This window comes from Aliirhizobium wenxiniae (assembly GCF_019511445.1).
GTDB classification, from domain to species: domain Bacteria; phylum Pseudomonadota; class Alphaproteobacteria; order Rhizobiales; family Rhizobiaceae; genus Neorhizobium; species Neorhizobium wenxiniae_A.
Genome location: NZ_JAEUAN010000023.1, coordinates 41,563 through 67,238, shown reverse-complemented (window position 1 = coordinate 67,238; position 25,676 = coordinate 41,563). Strand labels below are relative to the sequence as shown.

Sequence of the window (25,676 nt, the reverse complement as noted above, 5' to 3'; positions counted from 1 at the left end):
GCATCATTTGATGATGGCGCGATGCGCCTCGGCGACACGCTATCCGAAAGGTGGCATTCAGGAACAGGTTTTCCATAGGCCTTGATGCACAAGTGTCATGGAAGGCTTATATGAACGCGTGTTTAGCAAGCAAAATGCCGGGATGTGACCCGGAATCCAGTTGGGGTTGTCATGGCGTCGAGTGAAGGGCAGGCAGGCGGAAATCTCATCGCTGTGGTGAGAAGAGAATGGTGGCTCTTCTTGTTGCTGACTGTTTCTGCCTTGGCCGCAATTGCAGCTGGCCTGCCATGGTATTGGGTATTCGTGGCCTGGCTCATCCTTGTTCTGGCGGGCTCGGTTCGGCGCCCCGTCGTGATCCCCGTTAAGGAGCCTGAGCGGATCGAGGACGAAGAGCAGATGCCGGATCCGCTCCCGGGTATCTCGGCAACGCTCTCCGCTCTCGATATCCCGGTCCTGCTGTTGAATTCTGAAGCGGCCGTTCTTTGGGAAAACAAGGCGGCGGAAAAGGCGCTTGGCCTGCTGCCGATCGGCTCGCATCTCTCGGCCCGCCTGCGCTCGCCCGGCATTCTCGACATGGTCAAGGAGACGATCGCAACCGGTGAGCCGAACCAGATAGAATATTCCGAAAGGCTCCCCTCCGAGCGCGTCTATCTCTTGCGCATCGCTGCAATGGAGCCGCAGAACGCTTTTGGTGCGGAAAAGCTTTTCCTTCTGTCGTTCAAGGATATTTCCGAACTCCGTCGTCTCGATCGCATGCGGTCCGATTTCGTCGCCAATGCCAGCCATGAGTTGCGCACCCCGCTTGCCTCGTTGCGCGGTTTTATCGAGACCATGCAGGGGCCGGCGCGCTCGGATGATGCCGCCAAGGAACGTTTTCTCGGCATCATGCTGGATCAGGCGACCCGCATGAGCCGCCTCGTCGACGATCTTCTGTCGCTTTCGAGGCTGGAACTGAAATCCCATATCGCGCCGGATCAATCCGTCGACCTGCGTCCGGTCATCGGCCATGTCCGCGATGCGTTGCTGCCGCTCGCGGAAGAATTGGGTGTCGAAATCCGCCTGCACCTGCCGGAAGAAAAGGTCGAGGTTCTGGGCGATCGCGACGAATTGGTGGAGGTTGTCGAGAACCTGATCGAGAATGCCTGCAAATATGGTCAGGACGGCAAATTCGTCGATGTCTTCCTGCGCAACGAGGCGTCGCAACCGGTCGAAGTCAGCGTCGTCGATCGCGGTCCCGGCATTCCGGCGGAACATGTGCCACGACTTACCGAGCGTTTTTATCGGGTGAGCGTCGCCGACAGCCGGTCGAAGAAAGGCACCGGATTGGGCCTTGCCATCGTCAAGCATATCCTTACACGGCACCGTGCGCGCCTCATCGTGAAGTCGGAACTGGGCAAGGGATCGGAGTTTACCGTCAGATTCTGACATAAAACTTATGCATTGCACATGTGTGCATCTGTATTTGTAAGTAAAATCAGTGACTTAATTTGTCATAAATGTTTCATTGAAGTGACATAAAAGCTGAGGTCAACGGCCGCTAATAGGAGCGGGCAAGAAGCCGGCAGGTGCAAAAGCCGGCGACCAAAGCTTTCACAAACCCCATAATGGGAGAGATCGATGAACATGTTGAAACTTTCTGCAGCCGCCCTCGTGGCCTCTGTCGCATTTGCCGGCGCAGCCGTCGCCCGCGACCAGGTTCAGGTTGCTGGCTCCTCCACCGTTCTGCCTTACGCCAAGATCGTTGCTGAAACTTTCGCTGAAACCTTCCCGAACTTTAAGGCTCCGGTTGTTGAATCCGGCGGCACCGGTGGTGGTCTGAAGGCATTCTGCTCGGGCGTTGGTGAAGGCACGATCGACATCGCAAACGCTTCGCGCGCCATCAAGAAGGACGAACTGGAAGCTTGTAAGGCTGCCGGCGTTGCCGACGTTCAGGAAATTCGCATCGGTTACGACGGTATCGTCTTTGCTGCCGACTCTTCGAACGGCGACATGAAGATCGAGCCGAAGGATCTCTACAAGGCTCTGGCCGCTGAAGTTGTCGTCGACGGCAAGCTCGTCGCCAACCCCTACAAGAACTGGTCGGACATCAACGCAACCCTGCCGAAGGGCCCGATCGCAGCCTACATCCCGGGCTCCAAGCATGGCACTCGCGAAGTCTTCGAAGAGAAGATCATGGCTGAAGGCTGCAAGGAAGCCGGCGCAACGGACGCCATCAAGGGCCTCGTTTCGGATGCCAAGCAGGCTGCTGCCAAGTGCGTTGCAGTCCGTAAGGACGGCGCTGCTGTCGATATCGACGGCGACTACACCGAAACGCTCGCTCGTATCGCCGCCAACAAGACCGGCCTCGGTGTATTCGGTCTGGCCTTCTACGAAAACAACAAGGACAAGCTGAAGGTAGCAACCGTTTCGGACGTTGTCGCTTCGACCGAAACGATCTCCGGCGGCCAGTACCCGGTTTCCCGTCCGCTGTTCTTCTACGTCAAGAAGGCTCACCTGGGCGTTATCCCGGGCCTGAAGGAATACGTAGAATTCTTCCTGTCTGACGACATGGTTGGCCCGGAAGGCCCGCTTGCCGAATACGGCCTGGTTGCCGCTCCGGACGCGCAGCGCGAAGAAGCCCGCAAGGCTTTCGAAGCTGGCAAGACCCTCTAATAATGATTGATCCGGCGCCGCCAAGCGCGGCGCCGGGCTCTTTTTCCGGCATTCGGCCGGCGCCCACGCAAGGCGGCCTTTAAATCTGGGTATTTGCGACCAATTCGGTTCCGGTGATGGGAATTGTGCGGTAGTGGCTGCCGCCGATGGCGGTAGGCCGGGGGATTCTGATGAGCACACCACTGATCTTGTTAATTCTGGCGATCATCGCGATCGTCTGTTATGTCGTCGGGACCCGACATGCGCTGGCGATCGCCGGTGGAGTGTCCTCCAAACTTCATTCCCGTCCGGGTTACTATGGCACCTTCGTCGCACTTTGCGCCGTACTGCCTGCGGCGATCATTCTCGCCGTCTGGCTCATTGTCAGCCCGTTCTACATCAATTCGACTGTCCTCGGCGGCTTCCCGGAAGATGTCAGGGCGAAGTCACAGGCTGAGCAGGGGCTTGCCTTCGGCATGGTCTCGTCGCTTGCCCGCGGCATGGATGTCCTGACGCTCGACGAGATCGATAGCGTCGGTGCCGATCCGGTGGCGCTTCGAAGCGCGCTGGGCGCAAAGGGCCTGCCGCTCGCCGGCGATCCCGAGCCCTACATGGTGGAATCCGCCGGCGATCTCAACGCAATGAACAAGATCAGCAATCGTCTCATGACGGCGATTGTCCTGATCGTTGCCTTGATCGGTGCTGGCTTCTCCTACACCCGCATCTCGCATCGCTTCCGTGCCCGTAACCGGGTGGAGAAGGTTATTCTCGGCTCGCTTGTCGTGGCGTCCTCGATTGCCATCATCACCACGATTGGCATTGTGCTTTCCATGCTGACGGAAGCCGGTCACTTCTTCGGTCGCGTTCCTGCCTGGGAGTTCTTCTTCGGCACGGTCTGGGATCCGCGTTTCGCCGCAGCCGGAGCGACAGCCTCGGAAGGCCAGTTCGGTCTCATCCCGCTGCTTCTCGGCACGCTCTATATCGGCTTCGTCGCCATGCTTGTCGCCGTTCCGGTCGGCCTGTTCTCGGCGATCTACATGGCCGAATATGCCTCGCCGAAGGTCCGTGGCGTTGCCAAGCCACTTCTCGAAGTGCTCGCCGGCATCCCGACCATCGTTTACGGCTTCTTCGCCCTCACCACGGTCGGTCCGTTCCTTCGTGACATCTCCTCGAAGATCAACGGCATCGCCACCGGCGATTTCGCCAACTTCATCCAGGCACAGTCGGTTCTGACTGCCGGTTTCGTCATGGGCATCATGCTGATCCCCTACGTCTCCTCGCTGTCGGATGACATCATCACCGCGGTGCCGCGTGCGCTGCGTGACGGTTCGCTCGGCCTAGGCGCCACCAAGTCGGAAACCATCAAGAAGGTCGTCATGCCGGCAGCCCTGCCGGGTGTTGTCGGCGCTCTCCTGATGACGGCCTCGCGCGCTATCGGCGAAACCATGATCGTCGTGCTTGCCGCAGGTGTTGCAGCTCGCATGCAGCTCAATCCGTTCGAGCCGATGACGACCGTGACCGTCAAGATCGTCAGCCAGCTGACGGGCGACCTTGAATTCACCTCGCCGCAGACGCTTGTCGCCTTCGCACTGGGTATCACCCTCTTCGTGATCACGCTTTGCCTCAATATCTACGCGCTCTTCATTGTGCGCAAATACCGGGAGCAGTACGAATGACCGACGCGGTTTCCTTCCCCGCCGGCGCTTCAGCCAAGCCCGCACGCCGCGATATCGGCATCAAGCGCCGCTATGCAGCAGAACGCCGCTTCCGTGCCTATGGCATCGCGGCGCTCTCCTTCGGCATCCTGTTCCTCTTCATCTTGCTCTATTCGGTCGTCTCCAAAGGCTACACCGCATTCCAGCAGACGATGATCACCATTCCGGTCGAGTTCTCCGAACAGATCATCGACAAGGACAACGAGCGCGCCACGGATCCGAGCAAGCTGATGACGGCCAACTATCCGGTCGTTGCCCGCAATGCGCTCGCCAAGGTTCTCGGCGTTGCCGAAAACGATCGCCAGGGCCTGCGCGCCGTCAACCAGATGATTTCAGATGGTGTCCGCGGCCAGCTGCGTGACATGGTCACGGCCAATCCGCAGATCGTCGGAACCACGCAGACGGTATCGCTTCTTGCTGCCGGCGATATCGACAGTGCCTTCAAGGGCCAGATCGATCTCACCGTCTCGGAAAACAACCGCAAGGTCTCCGACCAGCAGGTCGGCTGGATGAACCAGCTCGCCGAATCCGGTGCGCTCGGAAAACACTTCAACACCGGCATTTTCGTCAACGGCAATTCCAGCCGTCCGGAAGCCGCCGGCGTCGGCGTGGCCCTGATCGGTTCCTTCTACATGATGGCGATCGTGCTCGTCCTGTCGCTGCCGATCGGTGTCGCTGCCTCGATCTATCTCGAGGAATTCGCCCCGAAGAACAAGTTCACCGACCTGATCGAGGTGAACATCAACAACCTCGCGGCCGTTCCCTCCATCGTTTACGGTCTCTTGGGTCTGGCAGTATTCATCAACTTCATGGGCCTGCCGCGCTCGGCTTCGCTGGTCGGTGGCTTGGTCCTGACGCTGATGACGCTTCCGACGATCATCATCGCCACCCGCGCAGCCCTGAAGGCGGTTCCGCCCTCGATCCGCGCGGCGGCTCTCGGCCTCGGCGCATCAAAGATGCAGACCATCTTCCATCACGTCCTGCCGCTTGCCATGCCGGGCATCTTGACCGGCACCATCATCGGCCTGGCGCACGCGCTCGGCGAAACTGCACCGCTGCTCCTGATCGGCATGGTCGCCTTCGTCGCCAACTATCCGACCACTCCGATGGATCCGTCCACGGCCCTGCCGGTGCAGATCTACATGTGGGCAAACGAGGCGGAACGCGCCTTCGTTGAAAGAACTTCGGGAGCGATCATCATCCTGCTCCTGTTCCTCGTGGTCATGAATGTTGGTGCAATTCTGTTGCGTCGGCGCTTCGAACGCCGGTGGTAGGAGATCGACACAATGAATATGTTGTCAGAAGCAGCAGTTGAAAAGGCTCTGGACAAGAAGATGAATGAAGTAGCCTACAAGATGATTGGTAAGGACGTTTCGGTCTATTACGGTGAGAAGCGCGCGCTTTTCGACGTAAACCTGAACGTTCGGGAAAACACGGTGACGGCGCTCATCGGCCCGTCGGGTTGCGGCAAGTCGACCTTCCTGCGCACGCTGAACCGGATGAACGATACGATCGAGAACTGCCGCGTTACCGGCAAGATCACGCTCGACACGGATGATATCTACGACAAGGAAATCGACGTCGTGGAACTTCGCGCCCGCGTCGGCATGGTGTTCCAGAAGCCGAACCCGTTCCCGAAGTCGATCTACGAAAACATCGCCTACGGTCCGAAGATCCATGGTCTCGCCCGCGGCAAGGCTGATATGGATGCCATCGTTGAGGCTTCCCTCCAGCGCGCCGGCCTCTGGGCCGAAGTCAAGGATCGCCTGCATGAATCGGGCACCGGTCTTTCCGGTGGCCAGCAGCAGCGTCTCTGCATCGCCCGTGCGGTTGCCGTTTCGCCGGAAGTCATCCTGATGGATGAGCCCTGTTCGGCGCTCGATCCGATCGCAACCGCAAAGGTCGAGGAACTCATCCACGAACTGCGCGCCAACTACACGATCGTCATCGTCACCCACTCGATGCAGCAGGCCGCCCGCGTGTCTCAGCGTACCGCCATGTTCCACCTTGGCCAGCTGGTCGAGGAGAACGATACGGACAAGATGTTCACCAATCCGGATGACCAGCGCACCCAGGATTACATCATGGGCCGCTTCGGCTGATCGGCTCTCAAGCCCTTTGCCTGTTGCTACGGATTTTAAGGACAAGAAGATGGTATCAAGTCATATCCTGTCGGCCTACGACGAAGAACTGAAGTATCTGCGCCGCCGCATCTCGGAAATGGGCGGCCTTGCGGAACAGATGTGCGGCGATGCCGTGCGCGCCCTGGTAAACGGCGATTCCGCCCTTGCCCAGAAGGTCATCTCCGACGACGTGATCCTCGACCACGCCGAGCGCGAGATCCAAGACAAGGCGATCGTCACGATCGCCAAGCGTCAGCCGGTCGCCAACGACTTGCGCGAAATCATCGGCACCCTGCGTATTGCAGCCGATCTTGAGCGCGTCGGCGATCTCGGCAAGAACACCGCAAAGCGCGTTATTGCCGTTCAAGGCCATGGCGTTCCGCGCAAGCTGGCCCGCGGCCTGGAGCATCTCTCCGATCTGGCTGCTGTTCAGCTGAAGGACGTGCTGGATGTCTATGCCAGCCGCTCTGCCGAAAAGGCTGAAGCCATCCGCCTGCGCGACGAAGAAATCGACGCCATGTACACGTCGCTCTTCCGCGAACTCCTGACCTACATGATGGAAGATCCGCGCAACATCACCACCTGCACGCATCTCCTGTTCTGCGCCAAGAACATCGAGCGTATCGGTGACCACGCGACCAACATCGCGGAAACCATCTACTACATGACGACGGGTGCTGTGCCGGAAGGCGAGCGTCCGAAGGACGATACGGCAAACACCGTCGGCGCGATTGCCGAGTGATCGCCGGTTAGTATCTGACGGAGCACATTCAGCATGCAGCCAAGAATTGCGGTAGTGGAAGACGAGGAGGCGCTGAGCGTCCTCCTCCGTTACAATCTCGAAGCCGAAGGCTATGAAGTCGAAACCATCCTTCGGGGTGACGAGGCGGAAATCCGGCTTCAGGAACGCGCACCGGATCTTCTGGTCCTCGACTGGATGCTGCCGGGTGTCTCGGGCATCGAATTGTGCCGGCGCCTGCGCATGCGGCCCGAGACCGAACGCCTGCCGATCATCATGCTGACGGCGCGTGGCGAGGAAAGCGAACGTGTTCGCGGCCTCGCAACCGGCGCTGACGATTACGTCGTCAAGCCGTTCTCGACGCCTGAACTGATGGCGCGTGTCAAGGCGATGCTTCGCCGTGCCAAGCCCGAGGTTCTCTCTAGCGTCCTGAAATGCGGTGATATCGAGCTTGATCGCGAGACCCATCGCGTCCATCGCAAGAGCCGCGAAGTCCGCCTCGGGCCGACCGAATTCCGCCTTCTGGAATTCCTGATGGTCTCGCCAGGTCGCGTCTTCTCGCGCTCCCAGCTTCTGGATGGCGTCTGGGGCCACGATATCTATGTCGACGAACGCACGGTCGATGTGCATGTGGGGCGTCTGCGCAAGGCGCTCAACTTCTCCAACATGCAGGATGTCATCCGCACCGTTCGCGGTGCCGGCTATTCGATGGAATCCTGATACTCAAGGATACTGCATCTCACGAACAGTCAGCCCGAGCGCGGTTCCCCGGCTCGGGCTGATGCTTTTTTGGGGGGGGGGCGTCAGGCTTCCGCTTTCTTCTGCCATTCGGGCAGCGGAAAGATCCGGTCATAGGCCAGATTGAAGAAGAAGGCATAGACCAGGTAGAACAGCGCAAAGGCGATATCCATCACCAGTGCCTGCATCAGGCTGACGCCCAGATACCAGGCGATGAACGGCATCAGCACGATCAGCAGGCCGAGTTCGAACAGAACCGCATGCGCAACGCGCAGCGCCATGGTCTTCTGCGTACCGCCGTGGAACTTCTGCATCAGGTGATCGAAGCCGAGATTGTAAAGATAGTTCCAGCCGGTTGCGAGCGTTGCCGAAACGATGCCGACGACACCGATATGTTCAACAGGTATGCCGAAGACGAAAGAGGCAAGCGGCGTGAAGATGGCAAGCCCGATGATCTCGAAGCTGATCGCGTGACGAATACGGTCGCGTGTCGTACGCATTGTGTACCCCTTTGGGTTTTCCGGGCCGTCCCGGTTTCATGCCCATTCTGGGGGAGGTCGTCCTCGCAGGGCTTAAATAGGGATTTGCGCCGCCAAGAGCAAGTTGCGCGTTGGCAAGGCTGCTTTGCGGAAGGTGCAGGGACCGAATGATAGACACAAAAAAAAGCGGGCCTGAAGCCCGCTTTTTGTCGTCTGATTGGCGGTGAGCTTTATGCCCGTGCGGCGCTCGGACGACGACGCTCGTTGACCGGCTGGTATGCGAGCTTTGCGTGATAGGTGCAGTAAGGCGAATTGTCCGGGGACTCGCAGCCGCAGAAGTGGAAATCGTCGGTCAGCGGATCGCCGACGGGCCACTTGCAGGTGCGTTCGGTCAGTTCTGTCAGTGCGAGCTTGCGGGAGATCGGCAGAACGACGTTGGAAGCCGGACGATAGACCAGTTCCTGCGAAGCCTCGAACTCGACCTCTTCCTTGAGGGCGGTCGCGCCAACCGGACGGGCGACCGGGCGTGCTGCCGGACGGGCTGCGAATGTCTGCTGCGGACGGGCAGGGGCCGCAGGGCGCTTTGCAGCGCGGTTCGTCGCGATCGTGCCGCCGGCCTTTGCGCGGCCCGGCAGGTTGAGGCGATGGACCTTGCCGATCACGGCATTGCGGCTTACGCCTCCAAGTTGTGCGGCGATCTGGCTGGCGCTCAAGCCTTCCGACCACAACCTCTTCAGTTTTTCAACGCGCTCGTCCGTCCAATTCATGCCCGTTCTCCGCCTTTGAACGTTGGTGGCATGCAGAATCCCTCACCAATGTCGCGCGATACATCTCGCAACAGGCACAATATCTATGCTTTTGGTGACTAGTTCCGCCGCATGCAGTCTAGTAATTGATCTTTAACCTAGAGGTCCGCAGACTCCGTGACAAGAGTCCCCGGAATCGCCACGAATCGATTTCCCGGTTTTCCCCAACTTGCTTTCTGACAGAGTCATTTATGTCACAGCCGCCGGTTGGGTTGCAGGCTCGATGCAAAAGACCCCTAAACCCCGCAGTTCCGCGAGTTTTGTTGACATCGCAGGGCTGAGTGGTGATAGTGCCGCGGCCGCCCCTTGGGCGGCATTTTGATTTTCAAGAATGTCCGTTCCCGGATGCCTTATGGAGTGAGCCGCCATGGCTGAATCTGCGCTTTTCGACACCTTTGCCCGAGCCCCTTTGCGCTTTGAGCGCGGCGAGGGCGTTTGGCTTGTGACGGAAAGCGGCGAGCGATATCTCGACTTCGGTGCGGGCGTTGCGGTCACATCCTGCGGCCATGCGAATCCGCATCTGGTCGAAGCGCTGAAGTCGCAGGCCGAGAAGGTCTGGCATCTGTCCAATCTCTACGAGATCCCTGAGCAGGAGCGCCTCGCACGCCGCCTGGTTGACGCAACCTTTGCGGACAAGGCCTTCTTCACCAATTCGGGTGCCGAAGCGCTGGAATGCGCCATCAAGACGGCCCGCCGCTATCATTACTCCAAGGGTCATCCGGAAAAGTTCCATATCATCACCTTCGAAGGCGCCTTCCACGGCCGCACGATCGCCACGATCGCAGCCGGCGGTCAGGAAAAGTACATGGAAGGTTTTGGCCCCAAGGCTCAAGGCTTCGATCAGGTCCCGTTCGGTGATCTCGATGCGCTGAACGCCGCGATCAACGAAAACACCGGCGCCCTGCTGATCGAGCCGATCCAGGGCGAGGGCGGTGTGCGTCCGGTTCCGAAGGAATTCATGCGCGAGCTGCGCCGCATCTGCGACGAGAAGGGCCTGCTGCTGATCCTCGACGAAGTTCAGACCGGCGTCGGCCGTACCGGCAAGCTCTTCGCTCATGAATGGGCCGGCATCACGCCGGATATCATGGCGATCGCCAAGGGCATCGGCGGCGGCTTCCCCTTCGGCGCATGCCTTGCAACGGCCGAAGCCGCATCCGGCATGAAACCTGGTATCCACGGCACGACCTATGGCGGCAACCCGCTGGCCATGGCCTGCGGCAATGCCGTGCTCGATATCGTCCTGGCTGACGGCTTCCTCGAAAACGTTCGCGACGTCGCACTCGTCTTCCGTCAGGGGCTTGCGGCGCTCAAGGATCGTTTCCCGACGGTGATCGAGGATATTCGCGGCGAAGGCCTGCTTCTCGGCATCAAGGCGAAGGTGCCGGCCGGCGAGCTGATCTCCGGCATGCGCGATCAGCACATGCTGGCCGTCATGGCAGGCGATAACGTCGTTCGCATTCTGCCGCCGCTTGTCGTCACAGCCGAAGAGGCACGTGAAGGCCTGGCGCGCATCGAGCGTGCTGCCGAAGTGCTCTCGGCTGAACAGCTGAAGAAATCCGCTTAAGAATACGCAGAGAGGGCGCCTTTTTTGGTTCCCTCCTTTAGGGAACAAGGTAATGGCATCTCCCAAGCATTTTCTCGATCTTTCCGCCGTGTCGGCGGGTGACCTGCGCTCCATCCTCGATGATGCGAAGGTGCGAAAGCAGGCAACCAAGGCCGGCACGGCTGATAAGCCGCTGGCCGGCAAGATGCTGGCCATGATCTTCGAGAAGCCCTCTACCCGCACCCGCGTCTCCTTCGATGTCGGCATGCGCCAGCTCGGCGGCGAGACCCTGTTCCTGTCCGGCACCGAGATGCAGCTCGGCCGCGCCGAGACGATCGGCGACACGGCCAAGGTTCTGTCGCGTTATGTCGACGCGATCATGATCCGTACCACCGACCACAAGCGCCTGATCGAACTGGCGGAGCATGCCACCGTGCCGGTCATCAACGCGCTGACCGACGACACCCACCCCTGCCAGATCATGGCCGACCTGATGACCTTCGAGGAACATCGCGGTCCCGTCGCCGGCAAGACGATCGCCTGGACGGGCGACGGAAACAACGTGCTGCATTCGCTGGTCGAAGGTTCTGCCCGTTTCGGCTACCGCATGAACATGGCCGTCCCGATGGGCTCCGAGCCGCATGACAAGTTCTTGAACTGGGCGCGCAACAACGGTGGCGAGATCATGCTCACCCATGATGTCGAACGTGCCGTCGCCGGCGCCGATGTCGTCGTCACCGATACCTGGGTTTCGATGAACCAGGAACACAAGGCGCGCGGCCACAACATCTTCCAGCCCTACCAGGTCAATGAAGAGCTGATGAAGCAGGCCAAGGCCGATGCGCTGTTCATGCACTGCCTGCCGGCCCACCGTGGCGAGGAAGTCACCGACGCCGTGATCGACGGCCCGCAGTCGGTCGTCTTCGACGAGGCGGAAAACCGTCTCCACGCGCAGAAATCGATTCTGGCCTGGTGCTTCGGCGCAATCTGAGCCGGTCCCGGCCTCGGTCTTGAATTGGCATGAAGCCGGCACCATCTGTCGGCTTTCAAACGCGCTCGGCGGTTATCCGCCAGCGCTTCAACAGACATCGTCGAACCTTTCCTGCGGCCAGCGGTTCCGCTTGGGAGCCTGTTTGTGTAAAGGTCGGGGTTAACCCCGAGAGTATCGGCGTGAAGGAGTGATATGATGGCGGAAGCAACCGTGGAACTGAAGGATCTCCACTTTGCCGGAGATGACCGGGTCGTACCCTTCCAGGTCGAAGGCCTGGATGTGCGTGGCCGCGCGGTGCAGCTCGGGCCGCTTCTCAACACCATTCTCGGTCGCCATGATTACCCTGCACCGGTTGCCCGGCTGCTCGCCGAGGCGATCGTGCTGACGGCTCTGCTCGGCACCTCGCTCAAATTCGACGGCAAGTTCACAGTCCAGACCAAGGGCGATGGCCCGGTCGACCTTCTTGTCGCCGATTTTTCCACACCGGACGCACTGCGCGCCTATGCCCGTTACGACGAGGATGCGCTGGCGGCTGCCGTGAAGGATGGCAAGACCTCTCCGCCCGAACTGCTCGGTCAGGGCGTGCTCGCCTTCACCATCGATCAGGGCAAGGGCATGCAGCCCTATCAGGGCATCGTGCCGATGGACGGTTCGTCGCTGGAAGATATTGCCGGCGTCTATTTCCGCCAGTCGGAACAGATCCCGACCCGCGTGCGTCTCGGCGTGGCCGAATTGTTCGACCGCGACGAGGATGGTAAGCCGCGCCATAATTGGCGCGCCGGTGGTCTGGTCGCCCAGTTCCTGCCGCAGGCGCCTGAGCGCATGCGTCACCCGGATCTTCACGGCGGCGACGGTGATGAACGCGAGACCGGTGTGACCGACGATGCCTGGGATGAGGCCCGTTCGCTGGTCGAGACGATCGATACGGACGAGCTGACCGATCCGCAGGTTGCGATCGAACGGCTTCTCTATCGGCTGTTCCATGAGCGCGGCGTGCGGGTCTATGAGCCGCAGACGGTCTTCGACCGCTGCAGCTGTTCGCGCGACAAGATCAAGGGCGTGCTTGCCGGCTTCACGGCGGAAGAGATCGAAGCAAGCCAGGAAGACGGTCAGATCGCCGTCACCTGCGAATTCTGCTCGACGACCTATCGTTACGAACTGGCGGAATTTGCTCCGGCCTGAGTGGAATGAGTTGCTGAATGAGGTCTGTGCCTCAGTTCAGCACCCGGTTCAGTCCGGGTGAATCCAGTGAGAAGGCGGGGATGTCGACCTTGAAGACCTCGCCTTCTTCCGTCTGCATGTCATAGTGACCGAACATCATGCCGGATGGCGTGTCGAGCGGGCAGCCCGAGGAGTATTCGTAACTGTCGCCAGGCTGCAGGCGCGGCTGTTCTCCCACCACGCCAAGCCCGTCCACTTCATCGACCAGGCCGTTCTGGTCGGTAATATGCCAGTAGCGGTGAACGAGCTTTACCGTGTGGATCGAATGGTTTTCGATGACGATGCGGTAACCCCAGACATAGCGGCTGTCTTCCGGACTGGATTGATCCTCCAGATAGAACGGCTCGACTGCAACTTCTATGTCTCTTGTCCGGGCGCGATACATGGACAAATACCTCAAAACTACAGCGCCGGACACTGTCTCAAGCAATAAACGACGCGGTAGAACCTCGAATCTACACCGCCGGATATCGTACAAGAGGCCGCGAAGGTCAAGAAAACTCGCGGGTTACGCGAGAAACTGTGATCTGTTCTTGGAATTAGGGATAACTGATATGGTGAATCCGCAGACCGGATTCACCATATCGATAGCCTGAAAGGCCTTAGATCGCGGCCAGCGCCCTAGCGAAATCTTCAAGCAGATCCTCGCCGTCTTCGATGCCGGCGGAGAAACGCACGGTGCCGGGCGAGATGCCAAGCTCTGCGCGGGCTTCGTCGGTGAGGTTCTTGTGCGTCGTCGTTGCCGGATGCGTGATCAGGCTGCGGGTATCGCCGAGATTGTTGGAGATCGTCACCACCTCAAGCGCGTTCTGCAGCTTGAAGGCCGCTTCCTTGCCGCCCTTTAGCTCGAAGCAGACCAGCGTCGATCCGCCGCTCATCTGCCTGGCGATGATGTCGGCCTGCGGATGGTCCTTGCGGCCCGGATAGATGACCTTGGCGACATGCTTGTGCTCTGCCAGGAAGTCGGCGATCTTCGAGGCGTTGTCGGTCTGCGCCTTGACCCGGATCGGCAGGGTTTCAAGCCCCTTGATCAGCGTCCAGGCGGTGAACGGCGACATCGCCGGGCCGGTATGGCGATAGTAGTCCTGCAGATGCTCGTCCACCCATTCCTTGTCGGAAAGGATCACGCCGGCAAGGCTGCGGCCCTGGCCGTCGATATGCTTGGTGGCAGAGTAGACGACGATATGTGCACCGAGTTCCAGCGGCTTCTGGAAAAGCGGCGTAGCAAACACGTTGTCGACCACGACCTTCGCGCCGATCTGGTTGGCAAGCTTTGCAACACCTGCAATATCGACGATCTCAAGTGTCGGATTGGTCGGGCTTTCGAGGAAGAAAACCTTCGTGTTCTTCTGGATCGCCTTCTCCCAGTTGGCGAGATCGCGACCATCAATGAGCGTGCATTCGATGCCGTAGCGCGGTGCGAGCGTCTCGACCACCCAGCGGCACGAGCCGAACAGCGCGCGGGCTGCAACGATATGGTCGCCGGCCTTCAGCTGGCAGAGCAGCGCGGCAGAAACGGCAGCCATGCCGGATGCCGTGGCGCGGGCTTCTTCCGCACCTTCCAGCGCGCACATGCGCTTTTCGAACATGTCATTGGTCGGGCTGCCGTAGCGGGCGTAGATATATCCGTCGGTCTCGCCCTTGAAGCGTGCCTCGGCGGCTTCCGAACTGTCATAGGCAAAGCCCTGGGTCAGGTAGATCGCTTCCGACATCTCGCCATATTGCGAGCGCAGTGTACCGCCGTGGACGAGTGTCGTTGCCGGGCGCCATTTGTTTGTCATGCTAATCCCCATTTCAAAACAAAAAAACCGGCCGCAAAAGCAGACCGGTTTTAGCAACCCGGTCTTTTTAGCCACTTGTTTAACGTGGCTGCAAGCCGACCGGCAAATCACCACGGGATAAAGCTGGCTTACGCCTCGCATCTGCTTGCGTCAATGGCCCGCATTTGGTTTTGTCACCGCCAAAATTTGAAAGAAACACCATGACACGCGAAACGGGAATTCTGGCGGACCGCGCAATCGCGGCCCTTTTCGAAACGGGACGGCTGATCTCCGAGCGCGAACTCGACCATGATCAGATCCAGCCGGCAAGCCTTGACCTGCGTCTGGGCGCCAAGGCGTTTCGTGTCCGTGCATCCTTCATGCCTGGTCCCAATAGCCTCGTCTCCGACAAGCTCGACCGGCTGAAACTGCATGTCGTCGATCTGACCGAAGGTGCGGTTCTGGAAACCGGTTGCGTCTATATCGTGCCTTTGATGGAAAGCCTCGATCTGCCGGCCGACATGTCGGCCTCGGCAAACCCGAAGTCGTCGACCGGCCGCCTCGACATCTTCACCCGCGTCATCACCGATCATGCGCAGGAATTCGACAAGATCCCGGCCGGTTACCGCGGCCCGCTCTATCTCGAGATCTCCCCGCGCACCTTCCCGATCGTCGCCCGTCAGGGGTCACGCCTGTCGCAAATCCGCTTCCGCATCGGCAACGCTCTTCTGGCAGAGCCGGAATTGCTGCATCTCCACGAAACGGAAACGCTGGTCGCATCGGCAAAGCCGAACGTGTCGGGCGGCGGCATCGCTTTGTCCATCGATCTGAAGGGCGATGCGAACGGCCTGATCGGCTATCGCGGCAAGCACCACACGGCGGTCGTCGATGTCGACAAGAAGGCCCAGCACGATGTCTTCGATTTCTGGGAGCCGCTTTATAGCCGCGGCCGCAACGAACTGATCCTCGATCCGGATGAGTTCTACATTCTCGTCTCTCGCGAGGCCGTGCACGTGCCGCCGCTTTATGCCGCCGAAATGACCCCTTTCGATCCTTTGGTGGGCGAATTCCGCGTTCACTATGCCGGCTTCTTCGACCCGGGCTTCGGACATGAAGCCGCAGGAGGCCGCGGCAGCCGCGCCGTTCTCGAGGTTCGCAGCCACGAAGTGCCCTTCATCCTGGAGGACAGCCAGATCGTCGGACGCCTGGTCTACGAGCATATGCTGCAGGCGCCGGAAGGTCTCTACGGTTCAGGTCTCGGCTCGAACTATCAGGCCCAGGGACTGAAACTCTCCAAGCATTTCCGCGGCTGAGGGACTGTATCCGGCCAACCGGCGGCCTTGACACGGGCCGCCGGTTATTGGAAATCTGCATCACGCAAGCGGGTGTAGCTCAATGGTAGAGCAGCAGCTTCCCAAGCTGAATACGAGGGTTCGATTCCCTTCACCCGCTCCAGCAACTTCAATAACTTACAAGCAATAGTGTTTCACTGTTTCACTGCCGTTGCACTGGCGCGGTTCGCGTTTCGTGCTTCGGCAATTTTGCGGCTCGTCTCAAGTCCGTCGCCGCGGCTGTATTTTTTTGTCATTTTCGTTGTCGAGTGCGTCGCGAGACTGCTGGCAAGTTCCAGCGACCCGGTGGCTTCGACGGTTTCTGAAACCGCGCCTGCGCGCGAATCCATCGACCAGACGTTCGCAGGAACGCCGGCCTTGTCTCTCACCTTGCGGTATTTCTCCGCGTAGCGGTTTTCCCAATACGGCTTCTTGTGATCCTCATCGATCACGATCGGGCCGATCTCGGGTATCGTATAGGCCTTGAGGGCTTCAACAACGAGCGGCATGGTCTTGAGATCGCGTGCGACCTCTGCGCCGTTCTTGCTGGTCTTGAGCTTCAGGATGAGATCCTTCGAAAGGCTCTGTGCCGTCAGTCCTCGCCAGCGGAACGCGCCGCCTTCTGGTGGCGGTGCCCACTCGCCGATTACATCGATCCGGCGAAGTGCCGTTTCGAACTTCAAGGCTTCAACGAAGCCGATAGATGGGCATTTCATTTCCGCGCTCATTTTTACAATCGCGAGGCATTGGTCGTAGGTCATCGCAACATCACGGGATGCGGGAAGCTCAAAGCGCATGTCCGACAGGATTTCCCGTGCCTGCTTGCAGCCGCGTAGCCGCTCGCCTGCACCATAGGAAAGGACGATGCGCAGGAGCTTCATCGCACCACTTGCGCGACGATGTCCCTTTTTTCGCCACTGGCTGAACCAGCGACTGAAATCAGACCCGCGAAGTGCGTTGATGTCGCGATCTCCGACATTTTTAGTCAGCACCCGCAAGCTCGGTTCATAGTCGCGGATGCGGGTCGAGTGCTTGACGCTATGCCAAGAGCTCGTCTTGTCATGGCGGTAACGCTCGATGAGCGATTTGATTGTGCCATCGAACATTGGCTCTGCGCCCAACTTCCTGACCTCGGCTCGCAGCTCGTTAGTCAGACGTTGGCACTCGGCAGAGATTTGATCGTCGGTCCAATCATCCGGCAAGCGAATGATCGAAAGGCTTTTCGAGGAGCCTTTCACCGCTCGCGCCGGATTCCAATAGTGGACGGGCGTACCGTCCTTTCTCGGCCGGCATTGATAGCCAGGCCTGTCAGTCCTCATCCCAGTTCTCCTTTCCATCGGGGGCGAAATTGCCCGATGGAAGAATGGCGAGCGAATTGCCTTCGCCGTCAACCAGTTTTTCGGGGTCGACCGGCAGGATTGTTGCGATGAGCGTCTTCATATCCATCTGGACAACGGAACCAGCTCGCGCAGCGGCTTTGAAGATCCGCTCCATGTCGGCCTGTTTAAAGGCGACCTTGCTCACCTGACCTCTCCCTTTTTTGCCGCTTCGCGTTCGATCCGGCGACCCTCCTTCACACCTTTCTTGAAAGCGGACTGGAGGCGCTGGCGATCGCGCTTGCTCGTTGATTGGGTAAGAAGTCCGAGAGGGCGGCCAACTCCGGGTCCGTATAAGATCCCATCGTTTTCCAGTGCGTCCTGGACGTATTCCGCAGGGGTCGGCTGAGTGCCCTGCTTTTTCGTCTGCGGAGATGGGGCACGAAGGGCGCGTTCGACAGCTTGCAACGTCAGAAGATCGTCCCCGTCAAAATCGCCGGAACGGAACTCAGCCAAGCTATTCTCGGGAAAGCCCATTTCCTCCGCTTCCTTGCAAATGATGTCGATCGCATGGGCGCGGATAGCATCATCGTCCCGCACATTCGGTGCAGGGGATGGAGAGCAGCACGCAACGATATGCATCTTCCCGCTGCCTCGGTGGCATGAGCAGGTGTAGCCGTTGTAAGCGGGCGGTGACATGGGAGAGGCGGCATTGAGCGCGGCGCATAGCTCGTGGTATTTTCCGAGACGGACCATCAAGCCTCTTATGGCGGAACGGCGGCCCAATCGTTCTGCATCGCCTTCGGCGGCGTGAATTAGAAGATATTCTTCGACCGCCACGTCCATCATTTGTTCCTCGGGCGAGGCGGCGAGAGCTTCGCGGGCTGCATCGAAAACAGGGCCGTCGAGGTTGCGGACGCCGTGGCTGTCGAATTCTGCCCGGTTCTTCATCGCCAGATCGGCCCAATCAATGATGGCCTGCAAGCGTTCGCGGAAAATGGCTTCGGTCATGCTGCTGTCCTCATCTGTTCAACCGCATGCCCGCCCCACTGGAGCGCTGCAGCGTCGGCAATGCCGGGGAATGTTTCGGATCGGATTTTCCAGCGATCCACGCCGGGCGGTGCGCGGTGGATTTTCGACCACGCCTTGTGTTCGTCGGTCCCGGCCTTTGGCGGGGTCAGGCGCTTGGTCGGCACGAGCTTTGGCAGCTCTCGGAGGAAGAACGAGGTTCCCTTGAACGCCTCGTCGCCGAACCACCACGGCTGCACGGTCTGTGCCGGCGGCTGATAGTTGCGGATGCGCTCTTTCGCATGGCGATGCATGACCGGGTTTTCGATTGCCACCCTCTCGATCGGCGCATTCCAGCAATCCGAGAACAGTGCTGCACCCTCATCTAGCGACTGCCACATGAAGGCCAGCCGCTCGTCACGGGACCAAAGGCGATAGGTCTCCCGCTGTTCCGAGGTATAGGTCTCGTTCAGCTTCGTCGGCGGCTCGGAAAGCCAGCGAACGCCGCTGTTGCAGAGCCTGGTGCACGGCGGGTGCATGACGGCGAGCAAGTCCCATCCATCATTGAGAAGGTCGCGCACGTCACAGACAATGTGACGATTGCTGCCGTCGTCTGCTGGCAGAAGGTCGCAGGACCACACGTCGTGGCCAAGCCGATCGAAGGCACGGCGCATCATGCCAGATGTTTCGCAGCCGATCAGGACCCTCATGGCTGTCCCTCCGTGGTGGCTGGCGAAATAAATCGTACAGCACCTAATAGGGCGTGGTAGTCTGCGAACATGCGGGGGCATGCACTCGAACCCTCTAGAAGGGAACCAGCTTGAACTCTGTCATACCCGTAGGCTTTGGCCTTGAATGGGAATTTGCGGTTTTCGTTCAGAACGGCCTTTTCGATAAGGCGATTACTGGTCCAAGAGACGCACTCAAATATCTTCAAGAAGACATCAAGTTTCAGACAGGGCGCCCCTATCGGAGCGCTGTCGCTGACTGCATGATGGCGCTTCGCTTTCGTTGCGACGCGGAGATAGCTAGGAGTTCGTTCATAGCGGCTTACGCCGATTACATGGTGAAGAAACAGCATTAGGAACCCTCCACACGTTCCTGCGGTGCTGGGAATGAGACGAATTTACCGGCGAGCAGCTTCTCCGCTCGTTCGTAGGCCGGATGATCCTCACCGTTGCAGGCTGCATATGCGGCCATCAGATCGCGCAACGCGGTTTCAAGTCGCTTATCGGTCATGATGCACCTGCGCAGTTGACGAATTTCCCCTTGCCGTCCTCGATCTCAAAACGGAACGAAGTGCTCTTCTCGGACCACCAATAGGCGTCCATGAGGTATGTGCCGGGTTCGAGGATGTCGTTGCTCCAAGGGGTCCCGTCGCCATTGACGAGCGCTTCGAGCGATTGCTGCAGCGTGTAAATGTCATGGTCGATGCGGAAGCAGTTGGCCTCAGCCGGGATAACACCGTCCACGTCGAACGTGCGGTCATCATTCACGGTCAGATCAAAATCGCCGAACACCCGGTTCAGGTCGAACTTGACGATCTGCCCCGGTTCCAACCTGAGGAATGTGAAGCACGAATCGTCCTCGTCGTTTTCGGGAGGCCGGATGTGCCAGCCATGATCCTCTGTGAAAAACAGAAAATCGTTTGGGTTCTTCTGAGGTGTAGGAATGACCTCGTCCTGCCAGTCGCTCGGCAGGTAGCGGGTAATTGCTTCGCTCACTTGTTGTCCTCCCATTCGGTATCGCTCTGCTTTTCAGGAAGCGGCATCCACCGAGCCGGCGACCACCATTTCCCGGTTCGCCTGCTGATCACCGTGTTCTTGTCGCCAAAGGGGTTGTCGTAGTGCTCGGCCTTGATCCAGTCTCCGTCGCGCGTTTCAGCGAGGAAAAAGCCTTCGACGGGTGCCGTTTCAATCCGTTGTGGCCCCGTCACATGTTCCTGGGGCAGCGTGACCGGCGTTCGGTCAACCGTTGCCATGCTGTCGGTCGCTTTTCCGCCAGCCGCGATATGCTCGTCGAACCATGCGCGGCACTGCTCGGGCGTCAGAGGCTCGCCATCGGCATTGACGAAGCCTTCCGGCTCGTCGATCAGCGCCTGATAGGTCGGCGCGCATTCTCCGCAGAAATCCGTTTCCGGCCCCCACAGATATGGCTCACCTTCCTGAATGTGCTTGCCGCACGCCTCGCAGGTGGCGATCGCGGTTTCTTCCGGGCTGAGGTCTTCCGCCTTCGTTTCGGGGGACGGTGAGCAGCACGCGACGATATGCATCTTCCCGCTGCCTCTATGGCATGAGCAGGTGCAGCCGTTGTAAGCGGTCGGGGACATGGGAGAGGCGACATTAAGCGCGGCGCAAAGCTCGTGGTATTTTCCGAGACGGACCATCAAGCCTCTTATGGCGGAACGGCGGCCCAATCGTTCTGCATCGCCTTCGGCGGCGTGAATTAGAAGATATTCTTCGACCGCCGCGCCCATCATTTGTGCGCAGGGAGGCGGGTCTAGCTCAGTGCTATGCTGATTAATGCCGTCAGGAGAAAGGCCGCTAGAACCATAAGCGGCCACGGAAGCTGGTGAGCTTCGAAATCCTGAATGTCGTTGATGATCTGTTTGATCTTCGGCATGGTCCGTTTCTACCAAATTTTTACGTGTTTCATAGCCCTGCAATTGCGGCGCAGGTGCGGGGGTCGGAGCCGAAATAAAAAGCGGCACACATTCGAAATGCTCGCTCTGGTCGGTCGTGTAGACGTGCGGCCAATCGATTTCTTTGGAAAGGATGCGGCCAAGACGAGACTTGGAGATCCAGAATTTTGGAGCCGGTTCAACCTTGTCGAAATACGCGTCGATCAGGGCTTCGGCCATGCCGCCGGAGATCTGGCAATCGACCATCAATTCGGTCTTCATCCAGCGCTTGCGGTCTGCGTCGATCCTCTCGATTGCGTCCTGATATTCTGGCTTCACGATGATACCTCCTCGCAAAGCATGGCGGCCTTGCGCGCTTCCCACTGGCGCAAGATGTTCCTCTTGCGGGTGACGAGTTGAAGATGTTCGGGCTCAGGGCGAACACACAGCCGGTTGCGGCAGTAGTGGTCGATCTCTTTCTTGCCCGGTATGTAGCCGTGTTCGTTGGTCCACATGACGAGGTGGACGGCTACGGTCTGCCCCCCCAGTGACATTCTTGGATAGCCGGCGCCTCTGCCGCTCGTGCCAGAGGTCGGACCTGTCCATATCCAGCACCCGGTCTCTGCATCGATCTTGACGCGCGCCATGATCTTCTGACGGATCTGCTCGCGCCTGCTCATGCGGCCTGCCTCCACGCTTCGAAGTCAGCCCGCAAATCCTTCCACCTGGCGGCGGCGGCCGGGTCTTTGTTCAGATCGCCGCGCGACGTGACTTTCAGCAGATCGCGGATCTGCGCGGCGATGCGCTCCCGGTCTTCAAGCTCGAAGCCGTGAGCCTCCCGCAAATAAGTCTTGAACACGACATCGTCGCACTTCATCGCGCACTCGGCAGCGAAATCCCCCGATACCGAAGCTGGCTTCACCTCGCGTCCGCGCTCGGCGAGCTCGGCCTGCAATTCCCTGATTTTGCGTACGGCTCTGCCGAGCATGCCGAGAAGGAAATCGATATCGTCGCGAGCGTAGAGCAGAAGATCGCGATCGTGGTAACTGCAGTCCTCGGTCAGTCTTGCAATCGCCAGCGGCGGAATGAACGGATCGACGACAGCCGTCAGGTGCTCACCATGAGAACGATCGGTCGCAAATTTCCAGTCGGTGCTCGCCTGTCCTATCCGTGAACGAATAATGTCGAGCCTTTCGCGTTCCCCTGCCGTCGCCATCTCAGTCCTCGGCGCTTCGAGCGTGCATGGGCGAAAGGCAGAAAAATTCCTCCCGGTCATCGGTCAGGCGAAAAACGATCGGCTGAGTGCGCTCGGCGAATTCCATGCGCACGTCTTGCGTGGCTATGCTTCCAAGCGTGCCAAGGAAGGTCTTGGCATTAAAGCCCATCGACAGGCCGGCTTCACCATCAAGCTCGACTGGAGCATAGTCGATCGCGGATTCACCCTGCTTGTTTACGACCTCAACCCGTAGGCGATCATCCTCCACCGTCAGAAGCATGCCTTCCTTGGTGAAATCCGAGGCGACCAGCGAGGCACGCCGGATCGCGGCTTGGAGAACGTCGACAGAGGCAAGAATTTTTCGGGTCGGTTCTGCCGGAATAAGGCGCGCATACTCCCTCGGGAATATGCCCTCGATCAGCCGTGAGATGATCGTAACGTCGCCGCACTGAACCTTAATCTTGATGTCCGAGATTGTGAGGTTCAGCGGCTCCTTGACCTCAGCGAAAAGCTTCTTGATTGCACCGGCTGTCTCAAGAGAAAGAATGATGCCGGGGAAATCCACGGTCGACTTGCTCTCAATTTTGACAGCCGCAAGGCCGCGATTTGATCCAGCGACGACGCACAACTTCCTGCCGTCTTCACTCGGATGAATGTGGATCCCGGACAGGTAGATGCGTACGTCGTCGTGGGTGTCCACGACATAGGTCACTTTCCGAAACGCGTCTGATAACGCCTGCGGATCAACGGAAAAAGCCGACCCAGCCACATCAGTGCCAAGCGACGGGTACTCCTTCTCAGGGAGAGAAAATACCGTGAACTGCGATCCGGCAGCAGTCAGCTTTATCTGCCCCTCATGCCTGCCTTCGAAAAAGGATATCTCAGCATGTTCTGGAAGGGCCTTGATGATTTCTCGGAGACGTGCAGCCGCGACGGTAATTACCGCATCGTATCCATCGTCGAGCAGGTCGCAGACCGCCTCAATCTCGATATCAAGATTGGTGCCGCGCACACTCAGCCGGCCACCGTGGCACCTCAGCAAGAGGCTTCCGAGGATCGGTATCTTTGATCGGGTATCGGCAGCTTCGAAAGCCGCCTCGATGGCAGGGAGAAGCTGCGATCGATGGATACGGAGCAAGACCTTCTCAGCCATTGATCGCGCTCCGAACCTCGCATCGCCGAGCCAGATTGAGCTCGGAGACAGGCGGACGCAAACCGTGACTATGACCAAACATGTCATAGATCATCTGCATTATTTCTCGCTGAGGCTCGCCGTCCGCAACAGAGCGGTACAGACGTTCGATATCTTCACGACTAGCGGACATGGTTCTTCACCTCTGCAATCATCTCGATGCTTTTGATGCGGGACTTGTTGCGGCGCTTGACGTAGTTTTCAGCATCATCCGAACATGCGGCCTGGACATCAAAGACCGTGCTTCCTGCGCATGAGACGCGAAAATGAAACATGCGGCGCGGCGGCAATGGTGCGAGACTGATCGTGTTGAAACGTGGGGTGTTCATACGATCGCCCATCCAAGCTGCGCGTTGTATTCGGCGAGGCGCATAGCGGTAGCGGCAGTGGCACCCGCCAGAATCCCGCCGAGAATGACAGATGCCGCGATGATGAGTGCGCGCGAAGGCACGTATTCCGCGCGCGTCTTGGCTGCGCCCATAACTTCGATGTGGATGGGCTTCACGCCCGGATCGTCGACGACGACAGGCTTGCGACCCAAGCGACCTGCGCGAATTTCTGCCACGCGGCGATCGCGCATTACGAGCTCGATGTTCTCGATCGCCTGCAGCGCCACTTCCGGCGACTTATCCCATAGATAAGCGCTGCGAAGTTCAGCATACCAATAATCATGCTCGCACTGCAGCTCTTCGTCGGACATCGACGACAGCGGCTTTACATGATGTTTGAGGATTGCAACGGCTGACATGATTGACCTCCGATCCGTTTCGGATGCCGCCGCGAGGGGTATCCCTGGGAGGGCGCGGCGGACACCGAAGCGGATCGCCGGTCAGGCGGCCCACAAAGCTGGCACAGTAATGCGGGTATAAGTCGTGCTTTGCAGGACAGCGAGAGAACGGGCATCGTCGGCGACGGAATCGAGATCCGACTGAGTGATGCCGAGGCTGAGCTTCAGATCTTCGGCAGTGCAGCCTTCGCCGAGACGGCGCATGGCAGATGCAACGCAGGCGACACGTTCATTGCGGTCGCGGCAGAGGTGCCAAGCATTGTGATTTTGAAAGCGCATTGATCTCTCCTTGCTTCCTGCTGGACCGATCATCGGTAGCGGATGAGAGATTAAAAGCAAAACTCAGATTCAATTGCAAGGGAAACTTTCAGATCTGAGTTCGAAGAATCGATTCGACACCGCGAGAAAGTGATTCAATAATAGAACGCAAGGAGAACATTTCAGGGAAAATTCGGATGAATTCTGACCGAGAAGCAAGATTGTCAGACGTTATCTCTATTGCTGTGGAGTGCATCGACTGCGGCCATTCTCGATGGTCAAGGCCGGCGCAATTCTTCGCTCAGGGGATCGGCGCCGATACTGAGCTTCGAGTGCTGGGAAACAAGCTATTTTGTTCGAAATGCCGATCTGAAGGAATGCCTGGAAAGAGTGTATCTATTCAGGTCGCTTTTGCGTGTGAGCGAACGCGCCTCGCGGCCGAAGCCGCAGTTATCGCTAGAAACCGTACAGCTCGCGCAGCGGGATAATGCGCCAGATGTTTTTCACGCGGTATGCATCAAACTTAACTTCCGCGGGCGGATTGTATTGTTCGCAAATAAGCTCGCCCTTGGTTCGGCGGCTGAGTTTTTTAACGTAAGCTTTGCCGTATGGCTCGCCGTCATCGGGATACATCTCAATGACGACATGATCGCCCGGAACGGGCGCCCGTCCTCCGCAGTAAAGAAGCTCCCCGATGTCATAGCGAGGAATCATGCTTCCCGTTAGAACGTGGGTCGCGAAGACATTATGAAGGTGAGCGATGCCAGGAGGCCTTCTCACATAACCGGCAATTTCGCCATTCAGGCTGAAATCTGCGTCGTCACCCGCAGCTACGCCGCCAAGAAGCTTGACATCGAGTGGGCCTAGCTGCGGCGGCGCTGCATCTGTCACAATCTCCGCCTCAGTCGGTTTCGGTCCTTCAGTGATATAAGAGACTTCTCCTCGCCCCAAAGAGGACGCATCGACACCGAGAAAATCTGCGGTCTTTAGGAGGTTTTCTGTGGACGGCATATTCCGGCCTAGCTCCCAGTTATTAACGGCAGCTGTGTCAATTTTTAGGTGTTCCGCAATCGCTCGCATAGGCAGTTTTCTGCCTTTTCGCGCCAGTCGAATGGCGGCGCCAACAATCTTTGCTTTCTCATTTTTCATGCCCGCTATTGAAAGTGAAACTTGTCTCAGGTCCATGTAAGAGTCTCTTGCTT

General features: G+C 58.8%; 30 protein-coding genes, 1 tRNA gene and 1 riboswitch. Of the genes, 13 read left to right on the top strand and 18 right to left on the bottom strand.

Annotation, left to right across the window (positions count from 1 at the left end; all coding sequences use genetic code 11):
* Positions 1 to 207: 207 nt before the first annotated feature.
* The 7 genes from phoR to phoB all read left to right on the top strand — a co-directional run bounded on the left by phoR (position 208) and on the right by phoB (position 7,928).
* Complete coding sequence (phoR, locus tag JNB91_RS24165; protein WP_220328068.1) at positions 208 to 1,425, top strand: phosphate regulon sensor histidine kinase PhoR; 1,218 nt, start codon at positions 208 to 210, stop codon at positions 1,423 to 1,425.
* Positions 1,426 to 1,617: 192 nt separating this feature from the next.
* Positions 1,618 to 2,652, top strand: a complete 1,035-nt coding sequence (locus tag JNB91_RS24160; protein ID WP_220328036.1) for a substrate-binding domain-containing protein — start codon at positions 1,618 to 1,620, stop codon at positions 2,650 to 2,652.
* Between the two features lie 170 nt (positions 2,653 to 2,822).
* Positions 2,823 to 4,307 carry a phosphate ABC transporter permease subunit PstC gene (gene pstC, locus JNB91_RS24155; RefSeq protein WP_220328035.1) on the top strand — a complete coding sequence of 495 codons (1,485 nt, stop codon included), beginning with the start codon at positions 2,823 to 2,825 and terminating at the stop codon, positions 4,305 to 4,307.
* On the top strand, positions 4,304 to 5,620 hold the full coding sequence (gene pstA, locus JNB91_RS24150) for a phosphate ABC transporter permease PstA (protein WP_220328034.1): 1,317 nt from the start codon (positions 4,304 to 4,306) through the stop codon (positions 5,618 to 5,620). Before pstC ends, pstA begins: the two co-directional genes overlap by 4 nt.
* A gap of 12 nt (positions 5,621 to 5,632) precedes the next feature.
* A complete protein-coding gene (pstB, locus tag JNB91_RS24145) occupies positions 5,633 to 6,448 on the top strand; it encodes a phosphate ABC transporter ATP-binding protein PstB (protein WP_220328033.1) in 816 nt (271 codons plus the stop codon).
* A 49-nt stretch (positions 6,449 to 6,497) separates the two neighbouring features.
* Positions 6,498 to 7,211, top strand: a complete 714-nt coding sequence (gene phoU / locus JNB91_RS24140) for a phosphate signaling complex protein PhoU (RefSeq protein ID WP_220328032.1) — start codon at positions 6,498 to 6,500, stop codon at positions 7,209 to 7,211.
* 33 nt (positions 7,212 to 7,244) lie between these two features.
* Positions 7,245 to 7,928, top strand: coding sequence for a phosphate regulon transcriptional regulator PhoB (gene phoB, locus JNB91_RS24135; RefSeq protein WP_112458346.1), 684 nt, complete (start codon positions 7,245 to 7,247; stop codon positions 7,926 to 7,928).
* A gap of 83 nt (positions 7,929 to 8,011) precedes the next feature.
* On the opposite strand, the gene JNB91_RS24130 is transcribed toward phoB, so the two are convergent.
* Together JNB91_RS24130 and JNB91_RS24125 are read right to left on the bottom strand one after the other, a co-directional pair.
* Complete coding sequence (locus JNB91_RS24130) at positions 8,012 to 8,446, bottom strand: PACE efflux transporter (protein WP_220328031.1); 435 nt, start codon at positions 8,444 to 8,446, stop codon at positions 8,012 to 8,014.
* A 209-nt stretch (positions 8,447 to 8,655) separates the two neighbouring features.
* Positions 8,656 to 9,192 carry a GcrA family cell cycle regulator gene (locus JNB91_RS24125; RefSeq protein ID WP_220328030.1) on the bottom strand — a complete coding sequence of 179 codons (537 nt, stop codon included), beginning with the start codon at positions 9,190 to 9,192 and terminating at the stop codon, positions 8,656 to 8,658.
* A gap of 406 nt (positions 9,193 to 9,598) precedes the next feature.
* Between JNB91_RS24125 and JNB91_RS24120 the strand changes: the two genes are divergently transcribed.
* From JNB91_RS24120 to JNB91_RS24110, 3 genes are all read left to right on the top strand, one after another.
* Entirely contained in the window at positions 9,599 to 10,795 is a 1,197-nt protein-coding gene (locus JNB91_RS24120) for an aspartate aminotransferase family protein (protein WP_220328029.1), read from the top strand.
* A gap of 52 nt (positions 10,796 to 10,847) precedes the next feature.
* The gene (gene argF / locus JNB91_RS24115) at positions 10,848 to 11,765 is read left to right on the top strand and encodes an ornithine carbamoyltransferase (protein WP_220328028.1); all 918 of its coding nucleotides are present in this window, start codon (positions 10,848 to 10,850) and stop codon (positions 11,763 to 11,765) included.
* A 195-nt stretch (positions 11,766 to 11,960) separates the two neighbouring features.
* The gene (locus JNB91_RS24110) at positions 11,961 to 12,947 is read left to right on the top strand and encodes an Hsp33 family molecular chaperone (protein WP_220328027.1); all 987 of its coding nucleotides are present in this window, start codon (positions 11,961 to 11,963) and stop codon (positions 12,945 to 12,947) included.
* Positions 12,948 to 12,978: 31 nt separating this feature from the next.
* Here the strand turns inward: JNB91_RS24110 and apaG are convergent, their stop codons facing one another.
* Together apaG and JNB91_RS24100 are read right to left on the bottom strand one after the other, a co-directional pair.
* On the bottom strand, positions 12,979 to 13,371 hold the full coding sequence (gene apaG / locus JNB91_RS24105; protein WP_220328026.1) for a Co2+/Mg2+ efflux protein ApaG: 393 nt from the start codon (positions 13,369 to 13,371) through the stop codon (positions 12,979 to 12,981).
* A gap of 217 nt (positions 13,372 to 13,588) precedes the next feature.
* The gene (locus tag JNB91_RS24100) at positions 13,589 to 14,767 is read right to left on the bottom strand and encodes an O-succinylhomoserine sulfhydrylase (protein ID WP_220328025.1); all 1,179 of its coding nucleotides are present in this window, start codon (positions 14,765 to 14,767) and stop codon (positions 13,589 to 13,591) included.
* A gap of 46 nt (positions 14,768 to 14,813) precedes the next feature.
* Positions 14,814 to 14,891: riboswitch (SAM riboswitch) on the bottom strand.
* 76 nt (positions 14,892 to 14,967) lie between these two features.
* On the opposite strand from JNB91_RS24100, the gene JNB91_RS24095 reads away from it, so the two are divergent.
* Together JNB91_RS24095 and JNB91_RS24090 are read left to right on the top strand one after the other, a co-directional pair.
* A complete protein-coding gene (locus JNB91_RS24095) occupies positions 14,968 to 16,059 on the top strand; it encodes a 2'-deoxycytidine 5'-triphosphate deaminase (RefSeq protein WP_220328024.1) in 1,092 nt (363 codons plus the stop codon).
* Between the two features lie 68 nt (positions 16,060 to 16,127).
* Positions 16,128 to 16,201: transfer RNA gene (locus JNB91_RS24090), tRNA-Gly, on the top strand.
* A gap of 31 nt (positions 16,202 to 16,232) precedes the next feature.
* Here JNB91_RS24090 and JNB91_RS24085 read toward each other — a convergent pair.
* From JNB91_RS24085 to JNB91_RS24070, 4 genes are all read right to left on the bottom strand, one after another.
* Positions 16,233 to 17,183, bottom strand: a complete 951-nt coding sequence (locus tag JNB91_RS24085; RefSeq protein WP_220328023.1) for a site-specific integrase — start codon at positions 17,181 to 17,183, stop codon at positions 16,233 to 16,235.
* 202 nt (positions 17,184 to 17,385) lie between these two features.
* Positions 17,386 to 17,601, bottom strand: a complete 216-nt coding sequence (locus tag JNB91_RS24080; RefSeq protein ID WP_220328022.1) for a hypothetical protein — start codon at positions 17,599 to 17,601, stop codon at positions 17,386 to 17,388.
* Positions 17,598 to 18,404 (bottom strand): hypothetical protein, encoded by an 807-nt coding sequence (locus JNB91_RS24075; RefSeq protein WP_220328021.1) that lies wholly within the window; start codon positions 18,402 to 18,404, stop codon positions 17,598 to 17,600. The genes JNB91_RS24080 and JNB91_RS24075 overlap by 4 nt, the downstream gene beginning before the upstream one ends.
* The gene (locus JNB91_RS24070) at positions 18,401 to 19,111 is read right to left on the bottom strand and encodes a hypothetical protein (RefSeq protein ID WP_220328020.1); all 711 of its coding nucleotides are present in this window, start codon (positions 19,109 to 19,111) and stop codon (positions 18,401 to 18,403) included. The genes JNB91_RS24075 and JNB91_RS24070 overlap by 4 nt, the downstream gene beginning before the upstream one ends.
* A gap of 110 nt (positions 19,112 to 19,221) precedes the next feature.
* On the opposite strand from JNB91_RS24070, the gene JNB91_RS31750 reads away from it, so the two are divergent.
* Positions 19,222 to 19,485, top strand: coding sequence for a DUF982 domain-containing protein (locus JNB91_RS31750; protein ID WP_220328019.1), 264 nt, complete (start codon positions 19,222 to 19,224; stop codon positions 19,483 to 19,485).
* Here the strand turns inward: JNB91_RS31750 and JNB91_RS24060 are convergent.
* From JNB91_RS24060 to JNB91_RS24015, 10 genes are all read right to left on the bottom strand, one after another.
* Positions 19,482 to 19,640 (bottom strand): hypothetical protein, encoded by a 159-nt coding sequence (locus JNB91_RS24060; protein WP_220328018.1) that lies wholly within the window; start codon positions 19,638 to 19,640, stop codon positions 19,482 to 19,484. The genes JNB91_RS31750 and JNB91_RS24060 overlap by 4 nt on opposite strands.
* Positions 19,637 to 20,125, bottom strand: coding sequence for a hypothetical protein (locus tag JNB91_RS24055; RefSeq protein ID WP_220328017.1), 489 nt, complete (start codon positions 20,123 to 20,125; stop codon positions 19,637 to 19,639). The genes JNB91_RS24060 and JNB91_RS24055 overlap by 4 nt, the downstream gene beginning before the upstream one ends.
* Positions 20,122 to 21,303, bottom strand: coding sequence for a hypothetical protein (locus JNB91_RS24050; protein ID WP_220328016.1), 1,182 nt, complete (start codon positions 21,301 to 21,303; stop codon positions 20,122 to 20,124). Before JNB91_RS24050 ends, JNB91_RS24055 begins: the two co-directional genes overlap by 4 nt.
* A 53-nt stretch (positions 21,304 to 21,356) precedes the next feature.
* Positions 21,357 to 21,701 carry an HNH endonuclease signature motif containing protein gene (locus JNB91_RS24045; RefSeq protein WP_220328015.1) on the bottom strand — a complete coding sequence of 115 codons (345 nt, stop codon included), beginning with the start codon at positions 21,699 to 21,701 and terminating at the stop codon, positions 21,357 to 21,359.
* On the bottom strand, positions 21,698 to 22,237 hold the full coding sequence (locus JNB91_RS24040; protein ID WP_220328014.1) for a hypothetical protein: 540 nt from the start codon (positions 22,235 to 22,237) through the stop codon (positions 21,698 to 21,700). The genes JNB91_RS24045 and JNB91_RS24040 overlap by 4 nt, the downstream gene beginning before the upstream one ends.
* 1 nt (position 22,238) lies before the next feature.
* Positions 22,239 to 23,390: a DNA polymerase III subunit beta gene (dnaN, locus tag JNB91_RS24035; RefSeq protein WP_220328013.1), complete on the bottom strand. Its 1,152-nt coding sequence runs from the start codon at positions 23,388 to 23,390 to the stop codon at positions 22,239 to 22,241.
* 161 nt (positions 23,391 to 23,551) lie between these two features.
* Positions 23,552 to 23,758, bottom strand: a complete 207-nt coding sequence (locus JNB91_RS24030) for a hypothetical protein (RefSeq protein WP_220328012.1) — start codon at positions 23,756 to 23,758, stop codon at positions 23,552 to 23,554.
* A complete protein-coding gene (locus JNB91_RS24025; RefSeq protein ID WP_220328011.1) occupies positions 23,755 to 24,177 on the bottom strand; it encodes a hypothetical protein in 423 nt (140 codons plus the stop codon). The genes JNB91_RS24030 and JNB91_RS24025 overlap by 4 nt, the downstream gene beginning before the upstream one ends.
* Positions 24,178 to 24,258: 81 nt before the next feature.
* The gene (locus tag JNB91_RS24020; RefSeq protein ID WP_220328010.1) at positions 24,259 to 24,495 is read right to left on the bottom strand and encodes a hypothetical protein; all 237 of its coding nucleotides are present in this window, start codon (positions 24,493 to 24,495) and stop codon (positions 24,259 to 24,261) included.
* A 435-nt stretch (positions 24,496 to 24,930) separates the two neighbouring features.
* On the bottom strand, positions 24,931 to 25,659 hold the full coding sequence (locus JNB91_RS24015; RefSeq protein ID WP_223218359.1) for an XRE family transcriptional regulator: 729 nt from the start codon (positions 25,657 to 25,659) through the stop codon (positions 24,931 to 24,933).
* Positions 25,660 to 25,676 lie beyond the last annotated feature (17 nt).